The organism is Algoriphagus chordae, assembly GCF_003254055.1.
Classification (GTDB): Bacteria; Bacteroidota; Bacteroidia; order Cytophagales; family Cyclobacteriaceae; genus Algoriphagus; species Algoriphagus chordae.
Window position 1 is genome coordinate 22,998 of record NZ_QKZT01000015.1, and the last position, 22,649, is coordinate 45,646.

General features: G+C 41.4%; 16 protein-coding genes. 9 read left to right on the top strand and 7 right to left on the bottom strand.

Annotated features, from left to right (window positions below; genetic code table 11):
* Positions 1-80: 80 nt before the first annotated feature.
* Together hutI and LV85_RS15570 are read left to right on the top strand one after the other, a co-directional pair.
* Positions 81-1,325, top strand: coding sequence for an imidazolonepropionase (hutI, locus tag LV85_RS15565; RefSeq protein ID WP_111321085.1), 1,245 nt, complete (start codon positions 81-83; stop codon positions 1,323-1,325).
* A 75-nt stretch (positions 1,326-1,400) separates the two neighbouring features.
* Entirely contained in the window at positions 1,401-3,401 is a 2,001-nt protein-coding gene (locus tag LV85_RS15570) for a urocanate hydratase (protein WP_211318421.1), read from the top strand.
* A gap of 48 nt (positions 3,402-3,449) precedes the next feature.
* Here the strand turns inward: LV85_RS15570 and LV85_RS15575 are convergent, their stop codons facing one another.
* Complete coding sequence (locus LV85_RS15575) at positions 3,450-4,073, bottom strand: Uma2 family endonuclease (RefSeq protein WP_111321089.1); 624 nt, start codon at positions 4,071-4,073, stop codon at positions 3,450-3,452.
* 126 nt (positions 4,074-4,199) lie between these two features.
* Between LV85_RS15575 and hutG the strand changes: the two genes are divergently transcribed.
* Entirely contained in the window at positions 4,200-5,156 is a 957-nt protein-coding gene (gene hutG / locus LV85_RS15580) for a formimidoylglutamase (RefSeq protein WP_111321091.1), read from the top strand.
* 62 nt (positions 5,157-5,218) lie between these two features.
* Positions 5,219-6,409 (top strand): 6-bladed beta-propeller, encoded by a 1,191-nt coding sequence (locus LV85_RS15585; RefSeq protein WP_111321093.1) that lies wholly within the window; start codon positions 5,219-5,221, stop codon positions 6,407-6,409.
* 72 nt (positions 6,410-6,481) lie between these two features.
* Here the strand turns inward: LV85_RS15585 and araD1 are convergent, their stop codons facing one another.
* Positions 6,482-7,498 (bottom strand): AraD1 family protein, encoded by a 1,017-nt coding sequence (araD1, locus tag LV85_RS15590; RefSeq protein WP_211318422.1) that lies wholly within the window; start codon positions 7,496-7,498, stop codon positions 6,482-6,484.
* A gap of 19 nt (positions 7,499-7,517) precedes the next feature.
* Complete coding sequence (locus tag LV85_RS15595) at positions 7,518-10,475, bottom strand: FAD-binding and (Fe-S)-binding domain-containing protein (protein ID WP_111321095.1); 2,958 nt, start codon at positions 10,473-10,475, stop codon at positions 7,518-7,520.
* 277 nt (positions 10,476-10,752) lie between these two features.
* On the opposite strand from LV85_RS15595, the gene LV85_RS15600 reads away from it, so the two are divergent.
* The 3 genes from LV85_RS15600 (at position 10,753) to LV85_RS15610 (ending at position 14,039) form a co-directional block, all read left to right on the top strand.
* Positions 10,753-11,925: an alpha/beta hydrolase gene (locus tag LV85_RS15600; protein WP_111321097.1), complete on the top strand. Its 1,173-nt coding sequence runs from the start codon at positions 10,753-10,755 to the stop codon at positions 11,923-11,925.
* An 84-nt stretch (positions 11,926-12,009) separates the two neighbouring features.
* Positions 12,010-12,780 (top strand): YdcF family protein, encoded by a 771-nt coding sequence (locus tag LV85_RS15605; RefSeq protein WP_111321099.1) that lies wholly within the window; start codon positions 12,010-12,012, stop codon positions 12,778-12,780.
* A gap of 137 nt (positions 12,781-12,917) precedes the next feature.
* Complete coding sequence (locus tag LV85_RS15610) at positions 12,918-14,039, top strand: AAA family ATPase (RefSeq protein ID WP_111321101.1); 1,122 nt, start codon at positions 12,918-12,920, stop codon at positions 14,037-14,039.
* Between the two features lie 29 nt (positions 14,040-14,068).
* Here LV85_RS15610 and LV85_RS15615 read toward each other — a convergent pair whose 3' ends face one another.
* The 4 genes from LV85_RS15615 to LV85_RS15630 all read right to left on the bottom strand — a co-directional run bounded on the left by LV85_RS15615 (position 14,069) and on the right by LV85_RS15630 (position 20,538).
* Positions 14,069-15,370: a type II toxin-antitoxin system HipA family toxin gene (locus LV85_RS15615; protein ID WP_111321103.1), complete on the bottom strand. Its 1,302-nt coding sequence runs from the start codon at positions 15,368-15,370 to the stop codon at positions 14,069-14,071.
* Positions 15,364-15,699, bottom strand: a complete 336-nt coding sequence (locus LV85_RS15620; RefSeq protein ID WP_111321105.1) for a helix-turn-helix domain-containing protein — start codon at positions 15,697-15,699, stop codon at positions 15,364-15,366. The genes LV85_RS15615 and LV85_RS15620 overlap by 7 nt, the downstream gene beginning before the upstream one ends.
* Before the next feature lie 141 nt (positions 15,700-15,840).
* Positions 15,841-19,716 (bottom strand): DEAD/DEAH box helicase, encoded by a 3,876-nt coding sequence (locus LV85_RS15625; RefSeq protein ID WP_111321108.1) that lies wholly within the window; start codon positions 19,714-19,716, stop codon positions 15,841-15,843.
* A complete protein-coding gene (locus tag LV85_RS15630) occupies positions 19,717-20,538 on the bottom strand; it encodes an SDR family oxidoreductase (protein WP_111321110.1) in 822 nt (273 codons plus the stop codon).
* 247 nt (positions 20,539-20,785) lie between these two features.
* Between LV85_RS15630 and rlmD the strand changes: the two genes are divergently transcribed.
* Complete coding sequence (gene rlmD, locus LV85_RS15635) at positions 20,786-22,192, top strand: 23S rRNA (uracil(1939)-C(5))-methyltransferase RlmD (RefSeq protein ID WP_111321112.1); 1,407 nt, start codon at positions 20,786-20,788, stop codon at positions 22,190-22,192.
* A complete protein-coding gene (locus LV85_RS15640) occupies positions 22,189-22,566 on the top strand; it encodes a hypothetical protein (protein WP_111321114.1) in 378 nt (125 codons plus the stop codon). The genes rlmD and LV85_RS15640 overlap by 4 nt, the downstream gene beginning before the upstream one ends.
* Positions 22,567-22,649: the final 83 nt, after the last annotated feature.

Genomic DNA, 22,649 nt, shown 5'->3' on the forward strand with positions numbered 1-22,649 from the left:
AAATAATCAGTGTTTTCATCTGCGCCCTTATCAGCGTCAATCTGCGAGAATAACGAAAAACTGTTTGAAACATAAACCTCATGAAAAAACTAATCGGACCAATCACTCAACTGCTTACACTCGACAAGCTTTCCTTAAAAGGAGCTTTGCAGGATGAGCAATTAGAAATTCTTGAGAATGCAGGAATTCTAATTGAAGGAGATAAGATTCTTGAAGTTGGGGATTACGCTGAATTGCTGGCAAAAGCAGAATCCTTGAATATCGAAATAATTGAGCTAAAAGGAGATTTTGTAGCAATTCCAGGATGGATAGATTGTCACACGCATATTTGTTTTGGAGGAAGCCGAGCACAGGATTTTGCGATGCGAAATGCTGGAAAATCCTATTTGGAAATAGCCGGAGCAGGAGGAGGAATTTGGGACACAGTTACTCAAACGCGTAATCTCAATGAGACAAAACTTGCAGAAAGAACTCTTTCAAATGCAAATCGCCATTTAAGCGATGGTGTGACCACAATTGAAGTAAAAAGTGGCTACGGTCTTAATGTAGTCGAAGAACTCAAAATGCTCCGTGCGATCAAAGCCGCAAATACTCAGACTAAAGCTGATCTGATCCCTACCTGCCTTGCGGCTCATATGAAACCTAGAGATTTCGAAGGTTCCAAGGAAGAGTATCTACAGGAAATCAGCGAAAATCTTTTTCCAATTCTTAAGTCAGAAAATCTAGCCAATCGAGTCGATTCCTTTATTGAACAAAGCGCTTTTTCTCCAGATGAGATTGAAAGCTATTATCAAAAAGCAAGCGAGTTAGACTTCGACTTGACTGTGCATGCCGATCAATTCACAACTGGAGGATCCGCAGTAGCAGTGAAATTTTCCGCCAAATCAGCAGATCACCTAGAAGTTTCTTCTGACACTGAAATAGCCCTTCTAGCCAATTCTGACACGGTAGCCGTTGCACTTCCTGGAGCTTCGATTGGCTTAGGTTGTGCTTTTACGCCTGCTAGAAAAATCCTTGATCAAGGAGGTTCTCTGGCAATTGGAAGCGATTGGAATCCGGGTTCTGCTCCTATGGGAGACTTAGTCGCTCAAGCTTCAATTTTGGCAACCTTCGAAAAACTCAGTACAGCTGAGGTGTTATCCGCATTGACTTTCCGAGCCGCGGCAGCTCTAGGATTAGCAGATCGAGGGAAGTTGAAAGCAGGATTATTAGCTGATTTCAACCTTTATTCTATAGCTGATTTTAGAGAGATCCTTTATCATCAAGGGAAATTGAAACCTGAGCAGGTCTGGAAGCAGGGGGAATTAGTAAGTGGTAAATGGTAAGTAGTAAATGAAACATCAGGAAAACAAGAGGTTCCAATTGATTTCGTAATTCGTAACTCCCAAATCGTAAATCCCATGACTTTTCAAGACCAAATCCAACAGGGTATCCCTTCTCAACTTCCTTCCAAAAGAACTAGAAGTACAACATTGAGCCATGCTCCAAAGCGCAAGGATATATTAAGTACTGAGGAGAAAAAACTGGCTCTTATGAATGCTCTACGTTATTTCCCCAAGGAATGGCATGCGGAGTTAGCAGTTGAATTTTTAGCCGAACTGAAGGAATTTGGCAGAATCTACATGTACCGATTTATGCCGGATCATGCTATGTACGCAAGAGGCATTGAGGAATATCCTTCAAAATGTCAGCAGGCAGCAGCTATCATGTTGATGATTCAAAACAACCTGGATCCTGCAGTTGCTCAGCATCCCGAAGAGTTGATCACTTATGGTGGAAACGGCGCAGTTTTTCAGAACTGGGCACAATACCTTTTGGTGATGAAGTATTTGTCTGAAATGACAGAAAATCAAACGCTTCACATTTATTCTGGTCATCCGATGGGGCTTTTTCCATCTTCCCCAGAAGCACCACATGTGGTCGTCACCAACGGCATGATGATTCCAAATTATTCCAAACCAGATGACTGGGAGAAGTTCAACGCACTTGGAGTGACGCAATATGGACAGATGACCGCTGGGTCGTTTATGTATATCGGCCCACAAGGTATTGTTCATGGCACGACTATCACGGTGATGAATGCCTTTCGCATGAAATTGAAGGCCGGAGAAAAACCAGCAGGGAAGATATTTTTGACTGCAGGCCTAGGTGGAATGAGCGGTGCCCAACCAAAAGCTGGGAATATTGCTGGTTGCATTACGATCTGTGCAGAAGTAAATCCAGCTGCAGCTAGAAAAAGACATGAGCAAGGATGGGTGGATGAATTGATCGAAAACTTGGATGAATTAGTCTTCCGCACTCAACTTGCAAAAAGAAATAAAGAAATAGTCTCAATCGCCTACATCGGAAATATCGTGGATGTTTGGGAGCGTTTTGACAGAGAAAATATTTTCATAGAATTAGGCTCAGACCAAACTTCACTTCACAATCCTTGGGCTGGTGGCTATTATCCAGTTGGGATTTCTTTTGAAGAATCCAATCAGCTGATGGCTGAGAATCCAGAAGAATTTAAAGCAAAAGTGCAGGAAACTCTTCGTCGTCATGCGGCATCCATCAATAAGCATGTGGCGAAAGGCACTTACTTTTTCGATTATGGAAATGCCTTTTTGCTAGAAGCATCACGAGCTGGAGCTGAGGTAATGGCGGAGAACGGAATTGATTTTAAATATCCTTCTTATGTTCAGGATATTCTTGGGCCGATGTGCTTTGACTATGGTTTCGGACCATTCCGCTGGGTTTGTACTTCTGGAAAAGCTGAGGATTTGAGAAAATCAGATCAAATAGCTGCGCGTGTTTTGAAAGAAATCATGCAGGATTCCCCTGTTTCCATCCAACAGCAAATGCAGGATAATATCACTTGGATCGAAGAGGCAGAAAAGAACAAACTGGTAGTCGGCTCTCAAGCACGCATTCTCTATGCAGATGCCGAGGGTCGCGCGAAGATTGCTCAGGCATTCAACGATGCTATTTCTAATGGAGAAATCTCTGCTCCTATCGTCCTTGGTCGAGATCATCATGACGTTAGCGGCACGGATTCACCTTTCCGAGAGACGAGCAATATTTACGATGGTAGCAAGTTCACTGCTGACATGGCCATCCACAATGTGATTGGCGATAGTTTCCGAGGAGCAACCTGGGTTTCCATACACAATGGTGGTGGTGTAGGCTGGGGAGAAGTGATGAATGGGGGTTTTGGAATGCTACTTGACGGAAGCGAAGAAGCGGAAAGAAAGCTGAAATCCATGCTTTTCTACGATGTGAATAATGGAATTGCCAGACGTGCTTGGGCTAGGAATTCAGGTTCTTTGGAAGCTATTCAGCGGGAAATGGATCGTAGTCCAGGTCTGAAAGTGACTATTCCTAATTTGGTAGATGAGGTACTGTTGAAAGACATGTTGTAATAAGCAGCTTTTCCAAAAATTCAAACTTTGGGAAAACTGGGAGCTCAATCAATCCTGCGAAAAAACTTCCTCCAAATCAAACGCAAAACCTGGTAGAACAGTAGACGTAATCACATCTCCAGAGGTAAAAAGTCTAGAAGGCACGAATTTCCCTTCAACCAAGGTGTAAATCAAAACGGTGCAATCTGTTGGATGAACCACCCAATATTCTCTCACTCCATATTCCTGGTAGAGCTCATACTTGTTTTGAATTTCTACACGGCTATTTCCTGGGGAAAGTACCTCTACCACCAAGTCTGGCGCACCAAAGCACCCTTTATCGTCCAATTTTGAGAGATCGAAAATCACAGAAATATCGGGCTGAACTACGGAGTCTATTTTTGAATAAGCTGGATCTCTTGAAAACCTTACATCAAAAGGAGCTGAATAGACTTTGCAGGGATGCTTTTTTAGAAATTGTCCTAAAGCTAAATAAATATTCCCTGACACCTCTTGATGTCTGCGATTTGGAGCAACAGCTTTAGCAAATATTTTTCCTTTGATTAATTCCACAATTTCTTCAAAGTCCCATTTCAGGTAATCCGCATAGGTATATCCTGCAAATGAATCATTTGGCTCCTCAAAAGCATCCAAATTGATATTCTCTTTCTGTGGAATTCTATATCTTTTCATAAACATAAGGACCCGATTCTGAACCACTCCTTTTGAATTTTATCTAAAAACAGAATACATTGTTTCTGATATTTAGAATATCAAAGTGTAATTTTTAAGTTAATACAATATAACTGAAAACTCAATATGCTCCATCAAAACCCAAATCCTTCCCTTTGGTCAGGCAGAAAATCTGAAACCATTGAATACTGGCATCAGGCGACTATTTCTATCAAGAACCTCAAGTTGGACGATAGTCTAGACATTCCCAAAGTAGGCATACTTGGATATGCAGGCGAAGAAGGTGTCAAAAGAAACCAAGGCAGGCTGGGTACTGCAGAAGCTCCAAATGCTATTCGAAAGAATCTTGGAACACTTGCTTTTCATCTTCCAGAAAAGAGTAGAATATTTGATTACGGAGACGTATATACTGAAAATTCAGATATGGAATCCAGCCACGATCTAATTTCAGAGACTGTTTTCAATTTGCTGGATACAAACCACTTTCCAATTCTCCTCGGAGGAGGACACGATCTTGCGTTGGCGCATGGGAGAGGAATATTTAAGTACTTGGCAGCGAAAAACCAGAAACTGGGCATTATCAACATGGATGCACATTTTGACCTGCGCCCCACTCTAGACGGCAAAGGACATTCTGGTTCTCCTTTTTTCCAGTTGGCAGAAGAAAACAAAGACTCCTTCCAATATTTATGCTTGGGTGTGCAACGATCCGTCAATCCAAAATCTCTCTTTGAAACGGCAGAAAAAGTCGGTGCAAAATGGATGGTAATGGAAGATTTCAGAATGAATAACTGGGAAGTAATCCAGGAGAAAATCCTGTGGTTTTTGGATTCTGTGGACAAAATCTACCTCAGTGTCGATATGGACGGTTTTTCATCAGCTTTTGCTCCAGGCGTATCAGCACCATCACCAATGGGTTTCAGACCAGAGTTTGCATTTAAAGTATTTGAATTGCTTGCCTCATCCAAAAAGCTTATTTCCATGGATGTGGTTGAACTCAATCCTGCATTTGATCACGATCAGGCTACCGCAAGATTAGCTGCAAGATGTGCTGAATATGTGGCGAGGAAAGTATTGAAGTAGAATTCATTTATTGTTAAATATTCAAAGCTTTGAATCTAATTTTTAAACCAAACCTTCCATCAATGAATTGCTATAAAAAAGTCACTTGGGCAATTTCTGCTTTTTTTATCTTAAGCTTTAGCTGTACATCTCCTGTTGAAAAAATTGAAGGGATTCCTCGGATAGAAATCTCTGAAGACAACATTTCTGCTTTCGATGAAGCAGTTACTTCGATCAGTTTTATTCCACTTAAAAACCAACTAGAGACACCTGTAAATCTCAACTGTGGTCTTTGGGATCTATTTGCAACAGATGAGTATCTGATCTATGTCACCAAGTGCAACCCAAACTTCGTTGCCCACTTTTTTGATTTGGAGGGTAATTACTTGATGACTTTTGACAAGCAGGGTGAAGGTCCTGAGGAATACCAATTCATACAAGGAATAAATGTTGATCAAGACACACTTAGCTTTAGTGCTGGAGCTGGTGACATCAAGCAATACCTTATTCCCAGCTTTGAATTTGCTGGATCTCTTTCCCTTGGAAAACCTATGTTTGTTGCCTCCATAGCGGAAATATCAAAAAACAATTGGCTATTCTCTTCTATGTTTGAAGGAGATCTGGACGCAAACGGGAAATTCAATCTGTACAAAAAAATCGATGTTTCAACCGGCGAGACAGTTGATCTTCCTATAAAAGCTAACCAGCTTACCAATGAAATAAGTGAAGGTGAAATAGAGAAAATCGGGGATATATTCCTGCTCAATCATGCATTCGCAGACACCTTATTTCTTTATGATGGGATTGAAACCAAACCCTATACCACGTTGGATTTCGGGGCGCGACATCCTAGCCAAGAAGACCTGAATATGAAAGGAGAAGGCTTTGAAGCAGCAATTGCAAACCAGCCATTTGTCATTAACATGGGCAAAATATGGCAAACTGATTCAATCTCTCACCTGAAAACCTTTGCCTTAGCCAAAAACCCCGAACTCGATCTCGGGAATATGCGCACTTTTCCAATCCATGAAGTTTTTATAAATCACCGGACGAATAAAGCTATCGCATTCCCCTCAGTGGTCGGTTGGACCAATGGCAAAGGAGATGCAATCGACGGTTGGTTTTATGAAGTCTTGCAAGTAGATGACTGGATTAATGCCTTAGAGAAAGGACTATTTGGCTCCCATGGAGACAAGCTAGAAGAGCTCCTGTCTGGACTTGAAAACTTTGAAGACCCTATTGTGATCAAATATAAGGTCACAATAAAGGACTAGAAGCCTAATTTCTTTCAATCAGCTGATTTTACCGGATCAGAGAAAAGGCTAACAGATTTGATTTGTAATCTCTTATATATCCGATTTCACGCGGAGGAATTGCTCTCCGCCCTCTTCAATGGCAATTGTATTCACCAAAGCCCGTCCCATTCCATCCCACTGAACTTTCATCTGATCACCAGCTTGTAAACTGATGCCAGAACCAAAACTGAAAGCACCTGTTCCAAAAAAATGAACATGTCCTTGCAGTGCTTGGCGGTGATCTGGATATTTAAAATGATGATATTCCAAGTTGGCCAAGCTATGAGCCATGTTTTTTTCGCCAGTCTTTATATCGCATGACCACAATAGTTCTTCTTCGCGGCTGACAGTTACTGTTCCATTTACATCAGCAAAATTATCTGTAAGTACAAGCTCTGGTCCGATCGAACAATTGCGTAATTTGGATGGCGCGAGATAGAGGTAATTCTTCTTTTCCATCACATGATCAGAAAATTCATTTCCGGTAGTAAAACCTATCCGGATCGGCTCTCCTGCTCTGTTCACTATATAAACACCCGCTATCTCAGCCTCTTCGCCTCCATCATTTCCAAAGGCAGGAATAGTCAATTTCTCCCCATGCCCTTTTAGTATTGCACCTGTACCCTTATAAAACCATTCCGGCTGTATGCCAATCTCCCCATCTGCAGACTTCCCTCCTTCTACTCCCCACTGGTACACTATCATGCTGTCAGTCATCACATCTCCCATCTCAGCCTGATGCATTACCTGCCTATTCATCGCACTACTGTGATGTGTAAGCCCTGTGCCTGACACGATACAATGAGATGCTATCTCAGGATTGTCGAATGATGGCAGTAACTTCCAATCTGATATTCCTTTATAAATAGACTCATAGTCCAATTGATCAGTCGAAAGTTGTTGTTCTATAAGTGAATGAATAGATTTTCCAGAATCAAGTGCTTTTAAAGCCAATTGATAAATCGAAGTGGACTCATTCAATAAGGTAAGAAAGGGCTCAGAAACCATGGCCACTTTCCGCCCATGTTCTGGATGAATAATCTGTACTAATCGGGTGCTAGGTTCCACTATTTTTTTTGGTAAAAGGTTACAATCTTTCCTGCGGAATCAGTGCCTCCCACAAGATCTCCACAGGATGCTTGGCTTTCCTACCTGTTCCGTCGGCTATCTGATGACGGCACGAAGTGCCTGGTGCAGCGATGAGCGTTTCTGCTTCCGCCTTCCTGACCGCTGGAAACAATACTAACTCGCCCACTTGCTGGGAAACCTCATAATGCTCTGCTTCATAGCCAAAACTTCCTGCCATTCCGCAGCAGCCGCTAGGGATAGTTTCCACGGAATAATTTACTGGCAATGAAAGTAACTTATGTGTCCAAGTCACTGAAGAAAGTGATTTCTGATGGCAATGTCCATGTAATTTGATTTTTTGAGTATTGGTAGTAAAAGCCTCAGCTTTAATATTACCAGCTGCGATTTCCTGAGCCAAAAACTCATCAATTAGCTTCACATGAAATTTCAATTTCTTGGCTGCTTCCGTCAGTTCTTTCTTTACAATGCGTGGATACTCATCTCGGAAACTCAAAATAGCCGAAGGTTCCAAACCGATCAAAGGAGTATTCCCATCAATCAGTTTTTCGAAAACTTTCACATTTGCTTCAGCATGTTTCTTCGCTTTTGGCAACAAGCCTTTAGAGAGTGCTGAGCGACCACTTTCCTCATGATCCACGACTTTCACATCGTAGCCTAGTTTTTTGAGTAGGGAAATTGCCTTAATTCCAATCTCAGTATCGTTGTGATTGGTAAACTCATCCACAAAGAAATAAACAGATTTAATCTGCTTTGCTGCTACTGGAAGCGCTTCATAATTCTTCTTATACCATTTGCGCAAACTGACTTTACTAATCTCAGGCAGATTTCTTTTTGGGGCTACTCCCAAAATAGACTTCATCAATCCACCGGTCAATTTATTTCCCAACATAAAATTAGCCAAGCCACCAGTTCTTGAACCCAGCTCATTCAACTCATTGATATAGGCAAAAGCTCTTGATCTCAATGGAATTCCATTTGCTTTTTGGTATTGGTAAAGAAATTCGGCCTTGAGACTAGCCATGTCCACATTGGAGGGACATTCGGAAGTACAGCCTTTGCAGGAAAGACATAGATCCAATGCTTCCTTTATCTCTGGATGGTTGAAGGCATTTTCCTTGTCACTCATCGTCAGAAACTCCCGTAGCGTATTTGCACGTCCACGAGTAGTGTCACGCTCGTTGCGAGTAGCCATGTAGCTTGGACACATCGTCCCTCCAGATTCAGGCAGCTTTCTACAGTCACCTGATCCATTGCATTTCTCTGCCTGTCGCAAAACCCCTCCCACATGCGAAAAGTCTAAAAGGGTGTCATATTCCCGAGTTTTTACATCTGGAGCATAGCGAAGTGAGGTATTCATCGCCGGCGCGTCTACAATTTTACCAGGGTTGAAAATATTCTGTGGATCCCAAGTTGCTTTGATTCTTCGGAAAAGCTGATAATTCTTGTCCCCAACCATCAGCGGAATAAAGGCTGCCCGTACTCTTCCGTCTCCATGTTCACCACTTAGAGATCCCTGATATTTCTTCACCAACTCAGCAGAAGCCTTTGAAATATCATAAAACTCTGCTACATCTTTGGACTTTTTCAAATCCAAAATAGGACGCAAATGTATCTCACCAGCTCCAGCATGGGCATAGTGGACAGGCTTTTGATTGAAACCAGCCATCATTTCATCCACTTCATCGATGTAATTGGCAAGATCCTCTATATCCACAGCTGTATCTTCTATGCAAGCAACTGCCTTGGGATCGCCGGGAATATTAGCCAACAAACCCAAGCCCGCAGAACGCAGAGACCAAGCAGCAGAGACCATCGCTGGCTCAATGATCGGATAGGCATAGCCAAGTCCTGTTTTTATCAGGTCATCCACCAAAGCTTTACCCTTTGCCATAGCCTCTTCAAGCGTCTGACCACGAAACTCCACCATCAGAATCGCCTCAGGATCTCCCTCCACGAAATAACGATTTTTGCTGTACTCAATGCTCTCTTTGGTACAGTCCAAAATAATCTTATCCATCAATTCCACTGCTGTAGCAGGATGTTTCATCGCTGTCTGCGCAGCAACCATACTCTGGTGGATAGTCTCAAAATGTGCCGCAACTACGATCTCTATCGGATCTGGAAGTGGATCTAAGCTAATGGTGATTTCTGTTGAGAAAGCTAAAGTACCTTCCGATCCAGTCAGTAATTTCCCAAAATTGAATTTTTGATCGCCTTCAAAAACCTCAGCAGTTAGCAATTCATCTACCGCATAACCCGTATTTCTTCGAGTAATTGACTTTTTCGGAAATTGTGCGTGAATCTCTTCACGGGCTTCCTCTTGAGATAGCTCGGACCAAATCTGCTGGTATAGTTTCCCTTCTAAGGAATCTAACTGACATTTCGCTTCAAAATCAGATTTGGATAGCTCATCAAAAAAAACGGTATTCCCATCACTCAGCAGGGTTTTCAAGCGTATGACCTTGTCACGCGTATTGCCATAAACGATGGAAGTTGTACCGCAAGAGTTATTTCCCACCATTCCGCCGATCATGGCACGATTGGCGGTGGAAGTGATCGGGCTGAAGAAAAGCCCATGGGGTTTCAAGAATCGATTAAGTTCATCTCGTACCACTCCCGGCTGCACTTTCACCCAGCGTTCCTCCTTATTGAATTCTAGAATTTTAGTAAAGTGCTTAGCTACATCCACTACGATTCCATTGCCCACACATTGTCCGGCTAATGATGTTCCTGCGGTACGAGGAATCAGGGATGTGCCATTTTTAGAAGCAAAAAGTATCAACTTCTGGATGTCCGACTCCGTCTTTGGAAAAGCAACTGCCAGCGGCATCTCGCGATAGACGGAAGCGTCGGTGGCATAAAGTGTCTTAGTAAGTGTATCCAATTGCAAGGTTCCTTCCAGTTGACCGGAAAGTTCTTCAAGCAAAGGCAATAGGTTAGGTTGGTTTGAACTCATGGTCAAAAATAGCTTTTCTGTTCAAATGTTTCATGGGATTTCTGAAGCTTTCAACAGCTTTTACTAAGAGTCTTAACCGCCAGACAGAAACAGTAAAGAATTTTAAACCAAAATACCCTATCCATTTACAGTTGAAATACAGAAATAGAAGAGGTTTCAGCTAGTCAAACACCTTTTTATAATGCTTCAAAAGCAGAAATTCACTATACTAGCTATCAAGCAATTGTCTTTGATCCTGTTGAATTCTCCTTAGCATTCCTTACTAACCAAGTTCCCCATGAAGACCTTATTTCGATATAGCCAAGTAATTTTCCTATTGCTGCTTTCATTTTCTGTATCTGCACAGGAATCCATGTTATGTCAGGGAGCCTATTGGGAGGAGGATGAAGCCAATTCCTACTTGAAAAAATGGGCTAACGAGTGGACTAGCCAAAAAGATTGGGAAGCTAGGGCTGATGTGATCCGAAAAGGAATTATCGATGGGATGAAATTAGAACAAATGCCGGAGAGGACTACTGAATTCAATCCTATCATCCACAGCACCAGAGAAATGGATGGCTATATTATTGAAAACATCGCCATCGAGAGCTTTCGAGGCTTTTTTATCACTGGCAACCTATACCGCCCACTTGATCCCGGGCCTTTCCATAAAAGTCCCGCCATCCTCAGCCCTCATGGCCATGGAAAAGACAAACGCTACCAAGATGTAGTTCAGTACAGAGCTGCTGCACTGGCACGAATGGGTGCGGTGGTTTTTGTCTACGATATGCTTGGGTATGCGGATTCTCAGCAGACCAGCCACACCATTCCCATTGCCTTGACGCTTCAAACTTATAATTCAATCAGGGTCCTTGATTATTTGACCTCACGAGAAGATGTAGACCCTACTCAAATCGGTGTGACAGGAGGCTCAGGAGGAGGCACCCAAACTATTTTAATTACTGCATTAGATCCTAGAATCACGGTTTCTGTTCCTGCTGTAATGGTCTCAGCCTACTTCTTTGGAGGCTGTGTATGTGAAAGTGGCATGCCTATCCATAAAAGTGCCCAGCATCAAACCAATAATGTGGAAATAGCAGCCTTGGCAGCTCCAAGACCTATGTTGCTAATTTCAGATGGCGGGGATTGGACTAAAAATACGCCTAGGATTGAATTCCCCTACATACAAAAAGTATATGCCGCGTATGGTGCAGAAAGCAAGGCCGACAATGTGCATCTACCCAATGAAAGACATGATTATAACTACAACAAGAGAACAGCAGCCTATAATTTCTTCGGGCATTATCTTGATATAAACCCTGGAAAGGTGCCCTATAATGATGGCTATGACGAAAGTTTTGTCACCATACTTTCAGTAGAGGAATTGAAGGTTTTCAATACTTCTCACCCTATTCCTGCCCATGCACTTCAGGGAGATGAAGCAGTAATGCGTTACTTGAAATTGGATTGAGAAAGGTGTTGGAATGGAAATGGACCTTGAATTTGATAATTGAACATTCCCTCCTTTCTTTGTCACAAATACCTAAGGAATTTCATGTTTTTCTACCTCTCCCAATTTTTAAGTTTTCTAGCACTTCCGCTGACCATTACTATCGTTTTGATCGTTTCAGGTGCTTTTTACATCAAAAGAAAATGGGGCAGGAGATGTCTTTGGACAGGCATATTTTTGTTGTGGTTTTTTTCCAATCAGTTTATCGCAAATCAGGCGATGATGGCTTGGGAACCTGAGTTCAAGACTTTTTCAGAGATCAAAAATCACGAAATTGGCATTGTACTTACTGGTGTGACAAATTTGAGTAAGACTGCTTATGATCGAACATTCTTCAACAAAGGAGCAGATCGGATCACTCATGCTTTGCAGCTGTATCGTGAGGGAAAAATCAAGAAAATCTTGATCACTGGCGGGCAAGGGCTAAACCCTGTAAATCCACAATCAGAAGCCGAAGTTTTGCAGCGATTCTTGCTGATGACTGGAGTTCCAGCCGAAGATGTAATGATAGAAGATCAGTCAAAAAACACCTATGAAAATGCCCTTTTCACCAAAGCTTTTTTAGCTGAAAAAGGAATTGATGTAAATCAGGAATTTATACTGATCACCTCCGCTTTTCACATGAAAAGATCCCAAGGCTGCTTTGATAAAGTTGGTTTACAGACTCTCCCTTTCCCCACAGACTATTATAGCCAAGACAGCAAATACGATATTCCAATTCTATTTTTCCCTGATCCCTACTCCATCTTTATCTGGCACAAACTGGTAAAGGAATGGATTGGAATAGTTGTCTACTCTGCCGTTGGGTATATGTAAGTATGTGGTCACTTTCACTCAGGTTTTAATATCCCGTTCTTAAAAATAATGACGGATTGATAATTCAGGATTTTATTACGTACTTTACGTAACGTTATTTACGTAACGAAAAGCGCGTAATTATAAATCCAAGAATTATGAAAGAGCCCTTCAATCCATTCGTAATCAATACCTATCAAGGGAAAGACTATTTCTGTGACAGAGAAAATGATCTAGATATGCTCATTTCTCATATAGAAAATGATAGAAATGTAGTGCTTTATGCCTGGAGAAGACTAGGGAAATCAGCTCTTATCCATCGTCTTTTTGAAGAATTAGAAACTTCCAAAGGTTGTGAAACAATCTACATAGACTTACTTGCTACTCAAAACATAGACGAAGCAATACAATCAATTGCTTCAGCTATCTATGAAAAATACGGCAGAACCACCTCTGGCATCAGCGCAAGTATTCAAAAACTTCTCGCTTCTATTGGAGCAACAATTAATTTCAGCGCACTTTCTAGCTTACCGGAAATAACACTTGGAATAAATAAATCAGAGCAACCAAGCCAATCACTCAAAGCTCTGGGAGAATTTCTTCTTTCTAGAAAAAAGCGAATAGTGATTGCCATCGACGAGTTTCAGCAGATCTCAGACTATGAAGGCAACAAGGCGGAAGCTGTATTTCGAACTTGGGTTCAGCAAATTCCAGAAGTACGTTTTATCTTCAGCGGTAGTCATCGAACGCTGATGGAAGCTATGTTTACAGAGAAAAACCGGCCTTTTTATCAAAGCTCACAGTTGGAATCGCTTCAGCCAATAGCACTGGAAGCATACACAAATTTTATTATCCAGCATTTTCAAACCGCAAAAAAGACAATCGAACCTGATTCAATAGAGAGAATTTATAGTTGGAGTCGCGGGCAAACTTATACCGTACAGCTAGTCTGCAATCATCTTTTTGCCAATTACAAAAAAGTGAGCAATTCGGATGTGGATGTGGTGTTCGATCAGATTTTGAAGCAGCAACAGGCTGTTTTTGCAAATTTCCAAAAGATGCTTACACGTGCTCAATGGAATGTATTTCGAGCGATTGCTAAAGAAGAACCCTTGCAAAACCCACTTAGCAAAAACTTTATCCAAAAGCATAATCTGGGAGCAGCTAGCACAGTGAGTACAGCTTTGAAGGCCTTAGAAAAATTAGAATTGGTCATCAAAGACGAAGGGAATTACCTTGTACATGAAGTTCAGTTAGCGAGATGGATGGCGAGTTTATAGTCTTTTACAATACGAGTTTCCCAGTCAACTCATATCAATAATGTGCTTTGAATCGAATCTCTTAAACCACTCTCAACATTCACTTCATCCGCAAATTCACCCCATCTACTTACTGCCCATTTCACCTGAGCGATCTTTTCCTCAGGCTTTTTGATATTCATCTGTCGGGCAACTTCCAAAAAATCAGCTTCGACGATTACTTCTCTTTTACCATTTACAGTCAAGGACTGAGCACTGACCCAGAGACTTCCTGGGCGATAAGCATAGCAAATATCATAAGCCGGAGAAAGTGTCCATTTCCCGTTTTTATCCATCAGGAATGCAAAGTTCTTGGTATGATCGTCACAATTCCTTGCCAACACATTAAACACCATTCGAATGAACATCTGCTCAGCTTCAGGATAAGAAAGTCGAAGCATCCTCATGGTCTCAAAAACTTGCTCATAACTATAGAAACCAACCTGATTGAAGTCAAAATGGCGGATCCCACATAAACTCTGCATATGGATTTTTTGACCATTATCCTCTCGGTCAAATCGCTTGGTCATAAAATGAGCGCGGCCATTTTCCTCAAACAATCTACACTCAGTCATCTCGATACCGGCTGCTACAGCCATGAGATAATAGGCCATTTCCACTCTTCCAAAACCTACAGTAGTACCAAATTGAGAATCATGTACTCCATCAAATTTGATGATCCAATAGGAGAAGCCAGTTGGAGCCTTCACCTGGCCACTTTTCACCGCACCCGTTTTAGGATTGAAAGCAATTACAGCCTTGGCACGGGCACCACCTACCGAAGTACCGATCTTGAGAATATCAGAAAGAGCTGACTGCTCCTCCCCTGTCAAGTTGGAATGGAAATCTGATCTGGAATTGAGAATTTTCCCAGCGATATTTACTAGGCTATCAATTTCGATTAAACTGGCTTTGATCGACTCATCACGAAGAGATGGTTTGATTTCCAAAGCTCCTACCCCTCGCTTTCCAATAAAACAAAGCTGCTCCACAGGATTGAGACTATCCGCCCCTCTGCCGTTTTGAATCAGCCAGGCATTAATCAATTGGTTTCCGTATTTGTCAGGTAGCATATCTGCCAGCAAACCTGGCAATCCTTTGAATGTGTCGAAAACATCACCTCGGGACTTTCGTATTTCAGGGAATTTGTAAACTCTATTGCCCTGAGTTAATGGCATTTTAATAGGAGAAATATCCAGACCCGAGCTAAGGAAATTTTGATTGAATTCAAAACTGCCCATTTGCTCAGACTCATCCCAGAGTATCGCCCCTGCAAGCTTATCCCATATCCAGATTTCTGCTGCTACTACCATTCTGAAGGAGGATCTTCAGCTACCGTACTAGTATTACGAATACGCTGGCGCTCATGCTTCTTTTGAAGCTTAATATAGCTCATCGGACTAATTACAGGCTTTACTTCAAACGACTCCAGCCATTGTAATTGATTCAGGACTCGGAGCACCTGAATCAAGGTGATCAAATTCACCTTTTCACCGCGTTCAAGCAGACTCAAGGTAGATCTACTCACCCCCGCCTCAGTAGCCAACTGCTCCTGAGACTTGTTTTGAGCCATGCGATGATGCTTCACAAATTCTCCCAGCTTTTGCAGAATTGCTAAATCACTTATTTGATTGTAATCCATGACTTAAATATCATTCATTAACCATAAATATACGTCTTAATGAATGAATTATAATACAAAATATCTAAAATATTAATGAATGATAAATCAGTCATTAACTTAAAAATAATTACTTAACGAATGATTTATCATTCAAAAATACTAGTTATTATTTACAAATAGCTCTCTACTCCATTTCCATACAAAACTCCAGCCTTTCTGCTCCAGCAAAATAGGATGATAAGCTAAAGCAGCTTTTGCACTTGGTGCATTAAAAAATCGCTGGTCGTCCGTAAGCACTGCCTTCTTAACACCATTTGATTCATTCCAAATCAAGTCCATCACAGCTGAAGGGATTTCTGGAGAATACGAATTACTGCTAGCCTGTAGCCTATTCTTCAAACTCCAATCAATCTCATAACCTTTCATTTTAGCCTCCACGGCTGGAGCTAAAGAACCTTTGCTTTGTTCTTGAACAAAAGTCAAAAACTCTCTGAGCAATGCCAATCCAGAGTTTATAAGTTGACTAGGACGAAAATCTGAGGGATCAATACTTGATATCACATGCATCATCTTACTAGCTCGGGTGATAGCCACATTCAGTCTATTTTCAGCTCCTGACTTGCCTAGCAAACCAAAATTCGTCACCAACTTCCCTTCTGGATTTGGCGCATAACCCAAAGACAAAATCACTTGATCAAACTCGTCTCCTTGCACATTTTCAATGTTACGAACCTTGATTCCAGCATCTTGAAAACCAGCATTCCAGAGCTTTTCGCGAATCAATTCCATCTGAAAATAATTCCCTGTCACAATCCCAATCGTATCTGCTGCTGCGGAATTCAGGATAGATGCCACTTTCAAAACAACGGCATCAGCTTCCATATTATTCACCTGATTAGCCCAGATACCTTCGACCTTTTCCAATGAGAAAGCAGGTTTGTCCGCCATAGACGTTGCATAATCTGGCAAAGTCTCCAATTGCCCTTCATAAAAATGAATATTGGAGAAATGGATCAAAGCTGGATCTGCAGAGCGATAATGGCCTTTCAGTTGATGTTTTTCAAAGAAATTTCCAGCCAATTCTAGCAAGGATTCTGCCTCGTATTCTAGTCCTTCCTCACCTGACTCCCATTTCACTTGATAGAAATCTGACGGCCTCAGCTGCTTCGAATCTCCAGCAACGACAACCTGCTTTCCACGAATCATTGCCGGCAATCCTCTCTCAACTTGGCATTGTGAAGCCTCATCAAAAATCACCAAATCGAATTCTTGACCTAATGGAAATAAGGCAGAAACAGTCTCAGGGCTCGCAAACCAACAAGGCAACAAGCGAAAAACTTCCACACCCATCTCTTCCACCAATTTACGAATCGGCCAACGTTGCCGCTTCTTACTGACCTGATGAAGCAAATCCCGATAAGTCAACCGATTCCCTAAACGGTTAAATTCCAAATCAGCAGTGACTTGTTCACGAAGCCTAAGCAAAGCAATATGTCTCGAGATTTTTCTTTTTTCAAGAATGGCTTCCTTTAGTTCATCCAACTCATGCTCCATTTTCAAACTACCAGCTTCTGCCAAAACAGGGTTTTGAGCCTCCAAACTAGCTATCCAAGCCAAATACCAGGAGTTCCAAAATGCAGCTTGTTGATCAGAAAGATCCAATTCTGGATATTCAGTTTCCAGCTTTTTGGCAAGTGAAAGAGTAATCGAATCCTGACTTTCCAAGAAGCGATCAAAGGCAACCAACTCAGAAAAAGTTTGATTCAACTGAAGTTCAAATGAGCTTTCAGGAATTCCACTTTTGAAGACTTCCAAAATTTGGGCATTGCTCAAATAGGCCTTCCACTTAATAGCATTAAGCTGAAGTGATGTTGACAAGAGATTTAGCTGGTCGAGCTGAACCTTAAATTCGCTGGCATTCCAATTCGCTATCGATTGAATATCACTTTGATTCTTCCATAACTCTACCCAATTCAGAATTGGATCAAGCATATCAAGTTGACTCCTTAAACCTTCTAAGGAGAGCTCAGCATGCTCCAAACCTTCAATTTTGGGAAGCTCGCCAAACTCATGATTTAATGATTTGAGCGTTTCAAACTCGGTAAGAATACTGGAAATCGACGCTGCATTAAACTTCAGATTGGCTGTACTCAGAATTTCAAAGGTCAGAGGATACTTACTTTTACTCAAATTCACCTGAATCTTCCCTAACCATGAATTTGCTTTTGGGCTCAGAGAACCTAGCTCTACTTCCAGGATTGACAGGTTTTCTGGATTGCTCTCAATTCCTAGCTGCAAATGCAGAAGTTTTTCAATCGACACCAAAAGCCACCTCTGAACTTTGTGGATTTTCGATAAAAACCTTGAATCAAAAACTGCGGAAATAGCCAATTCAGACTTCTCCAATTGCTTCAATGATGAAGTCATATTCTCCAACTCATCTGCAAAATTGCTCTTCGTCAAAATCAGCTGAGCTAAATCATCCAGATTCTCAATCGTTGAATTTGACCTGAAAGCCAAAAGCTCTTTCAAACTCTGGATGATTCTAGGGAAAACAGCTGGCTCGAAATGAGCAAAAGAATTACGATTTTCCCAAAATGTATCTTTGAACTGAGACTTATAAGAATGGTAAATTTTAAAAGACTTTTCAAAATTTTGGGCTTTCTGAAAATCTAGCTTAATCAAATCAGAGTGCTCAAGGAACGGCTTTTGCAGATCAGCATTCAGGTACATTGCCTTGACAGGAACTCCTGCTGACCCAGAGTCAAAAAGAGCAGTTCTAAAGGTTTCCAATTTCTCTGAAATTCTGGATATCGTCTTGGAATACTGTGAGATCTCTCGCTCCAATTGAATGGAATCAATTCCTCTATTCTGTTCTAGATATGCCTCAATCCCCTCGACTTGAGCTTTAATTTTTTGAAAAAGGACTTTTTGATCTGCACGAAAATCATGCACCAAGCCCAAGAAATCACCAAAACCAGACTTCTCCAATCGCTCAAACACCACGTCTAGTGCTGCTCGCTTTTGAGAAACTACCAAGACTTTTTTACCTCTGGAGCAATAGTCTGAAACTAGGTTAGCGATCAACTGGGATTTACCTGTACCCGGCGGTCCTTCTACCACTAGGCTCTTACCTTGTCTAACTTTGTGCAACACATTTTCCTGAGAGGCGTCCAATGGGAAAACAGGAAAAAGTTGTTCTTCTCTTGGAACAGGCTGATTGTCATTCCTTGTAAAATGTTGAGTGAACAATTCCTCCAAACTCAAGTCCCCAAATTCATTTTCCAGATTTTCGTAATCTGAAAACAGAAAACTGCCTTTTTGAGCGAATTGACCCAAAAGTGCATAGCTTTTCAAGATCAACTTTCCATCTTGAAAACTAACAGCATCCACGTTCAATTGAGAAATTGGAAACTGAGCTAGCTGATCTTCAAAAAGCGATGATCTTAGCTGAATCGAGAAGTGATCATTGAGTAGCGTAGAAAATCCAGTCCGGAACTCAGTCGCATCTATCGCTAATTCCTGCAAAGCATGATTCAATGCATCTGCATCCAATGCTTCCCCATATCCACGGGAATGAGCCAAAAGAAAAGCAGGATTCCATTGCCAATCATCGGTTTTTGAGAGAATCCATTGCCCTTTTTCAAGTTGTAATTTCACACCTAATAGCAATAAGGGAGCTCGGAGGATCTGCCCGTTCAGTAGCTTACCTTCTACAAATGGCCATCCTAAAAACAGAGATTGCTCGCCTGTCTCTTCTCTGGTCATTTGGTCACGAAATGAAAGTCTAGCAAATGTCTTGGAAAGTGTATTTACAATCCCAATCCTAGGGTCGGATTCTGGTATTAATGAAATTGGTTTCTTAGAAGAAATAGCCTTTCGGATGATTTCAAAGCTATTTTCTCCATTCAAAAAATCTAGTTCTTTCAGATCTACAATTCCGAATCCTTCCGTTTTGGGTAAATAAAGCGACCTGTTTTTGGAAGAAAGGTCTACGAGGCGGTTTCGGTAAGTCTGAAAGATCGATTCAGGCATTTAATGGAAAGGTGAGTCTTTTTCCTTTTTCAATTGATTATAAACAATATGATCCAACCTTCCTGGCATCCATTTATTAAGAAACTTCAATAACTTTCCTTGGGTAGTAAGCGTCAAATCACGCTTTCTTTTTAGCGTTGCTTTCAAAATTTCTTCTGCTACTTCTTCCGAACTCATCATTTTGGATTCGTCTCTAGGAGAATCACCTTGAGCAGAACCATGAGCTGTGAGCGCATTTTTACGAATATTGGAAGCGGTAAATCCTGGACATGCGACCAACACATGAACTCCCTTTTTCATCACTTCAGTGCGAAGAGATTCGAAAAAACCATTCATAGCGTATTTACTTGCTGTGTAGGCAGTTCGAGCAGGTGTACCACGAAATCCATTGACGGAAGAAATCCCGATCACCGTGCCTTTATTCTCAAGGATTGATGGCAAGCAAACTTTGGTGGCATAAACAGCTCCCCAGAAATTGGTGTCCATTACTTTATGAAACACCTCGAAATCAAGATTTTCAAATAATGCTCTCATGGTTATTCCTGCATTATTAATCAGGATGTCGATTTTCCCAAATTCAGCCAAAACAATCTCTGCCATCCGCTCATTGTCAGCGATCACTCCAGCATCAGCCGAAATCGCCAATACAACTATCCCCTCAGCTTCCAATTTCGATTTGACAGCATTCAGTTTATCCTGATTTCTACCCGTGATAACGATTTTAGCGCCTGCTTTACCAAATGCAAGGGCACAGGATGCTCCTATACCTGAGGACGCCCCAGTGATGATTACAACTTTATCTTTTAGGCTATTTTGTTTCATTGATGATTCAAAGATACTCAATTTGTGTTTTCTAAATTTTGAGTTCGAAAAAGCTCCTGCATTGATTTATTTCAATATTTCGGCCATAATTTAAAGTTTTCTGTCGAACCTTTTTTTAACCAAAAAATCAATTTTAAAGTTTTAAAACGGAAAAGATTTTAAATGAGAGACTAAAACACAAAGGATATAAATCATCTGTCAGATTTGGAATTCATTATTAAAGGCAAATTTCCTTAATTTTGCGCCCATGTCGCGAAAAATGAAAAACAAAGTGATTACCAATCTACTCATCGAGCGCATAGCTTCGGAGGGAAAATGCTTGGGACATCATGAGGAAAAAGTGGTTTTTGTAACGGGTGTGGCGCCTGGAGATGTGGTAGATGTAAGAATCACCAAGGGAAAAAGCTCTTTCATGGAAGGAGAACCAGTCAACTTCCACGAGTATTCCAAAGAGAGAATCGATCCTTTTTGCTCGCATTTTGGCACATGCGGAGGCTGCAAATGGCAGCACATCAATTATGACCTGCAGAAAACTTACAAGCGTCAGCAGGTTTTGGATCAGTTTCAGCGTATCGCCAAAGTAGAAATTCCTGAGGTAATGCCGACTTTAGGTTCCGAAAAAACACGCTATTATAGAAATAAGCTTGATTTCACCTTTTCCAACAAGAAATGGCTGACCATAGAGCAGATCCAATCAGGAGAGGATTTTGACAGAAATGCGCTGGGATTTCACATCCCAAAGATGTTTGACAAAATCGTCGATGTGGAACACTGTTACCTACAGGGAAATATCTCGAATGACGTCAGGAATGAATTGAGAACTTTTGCGCTAGCGAATAGCCTTACCTTCTATGACATTAGAGGCCAAGTTGGACTACTTCGCAATCTCATCATCCGAACGACCAGCACGGAGCAATCTATGGTGATCGTGCAATTCGGAGAAGACGATCCAGAAGGAATTCAGAAAGTCATGGAATTTTTAAATGAGAAATTCCCTCAAATCACTTCTTTGCTTTATGTGATCAATACCAAAGGAAATGAGACTTTCCATGATTTGGAATTGGTTACTTTCGCTGGAGAGGCATTTATCGAGGAAGAAATGGAAGGATTGAAATTCCGGATCGGGCCGAAATCTTTCTACCAGACAAACTCAGAACAAGCATACGAATTATATAAAGTTGCTCGTGAATTCGCGGATTTGCAGGGTGACGAGGTCGTTTATGACCTTTATACGGGAACAGGCACAATTGCCAATTTCGTAGCGAAGCAAGCCAAGCAAGTCATCGGCATCGAATACGTGCCAGCGGCCATCGAAGATGCGAAGTCCAATTCCCAGATCAACGGGATCGACAATACGCTCTTCTACGCGGGCGATATGAAAGAGATGCTAAACGATGAGTTCATCGCTAATCATGCAGCGCCAGATGTGATTATCACCGATCCTCCACGTGCAGGAATGGATGAGAAAGTCGTGCAAATGCTCTTGAGACTGAACGCTCCCAAGATCGTTTACGTATCCTGTAACCCTGCCACTCAGGCTAGGGACGTAGCTCTTTTAGCTGAAAAATATAAGGTGGAAAAAATACAGCCGGTGGACATGTTCCCACAGACGTATCATGTAGAAAATGTCGTACTCTTATCTCTAAAATCATGATATCAGATTTCAACGATCCAGAATTAAGCGGAAAATATCTAGGCACAATCAGCTCTGATTTTATAAAAATATCAGATACGCTCAAGGAAGCTTCTTATCAGATTAGAACTCGGAAATTCTCTGATTATCCGATTTTTCCTATCTCCAAAGAGATGCAGCCTATTGGTAAAATCTTTGTTGGCAAAGACGAAAAAGACTTGGACTGGAATTACTTTATGACCTATGTGGATGAGTTTGTCCAACGCAAATTGATCGCGGAAGAATCCCTAGAGGATTTCCAAAAAGCCTATAAAGACCCAGATGAATTCTGTTGTCTTTTCGTGATGGATGGGGCTTTTACGAGCTTCGTATACCTCCCATATCCAAACGATTAAAACTTCAATCCAAGCCATAAAAAAAGGTTTACCTATAGATTAGGTAAACCTTTTTTAATTACTGTAAATGAAATATTTATAGA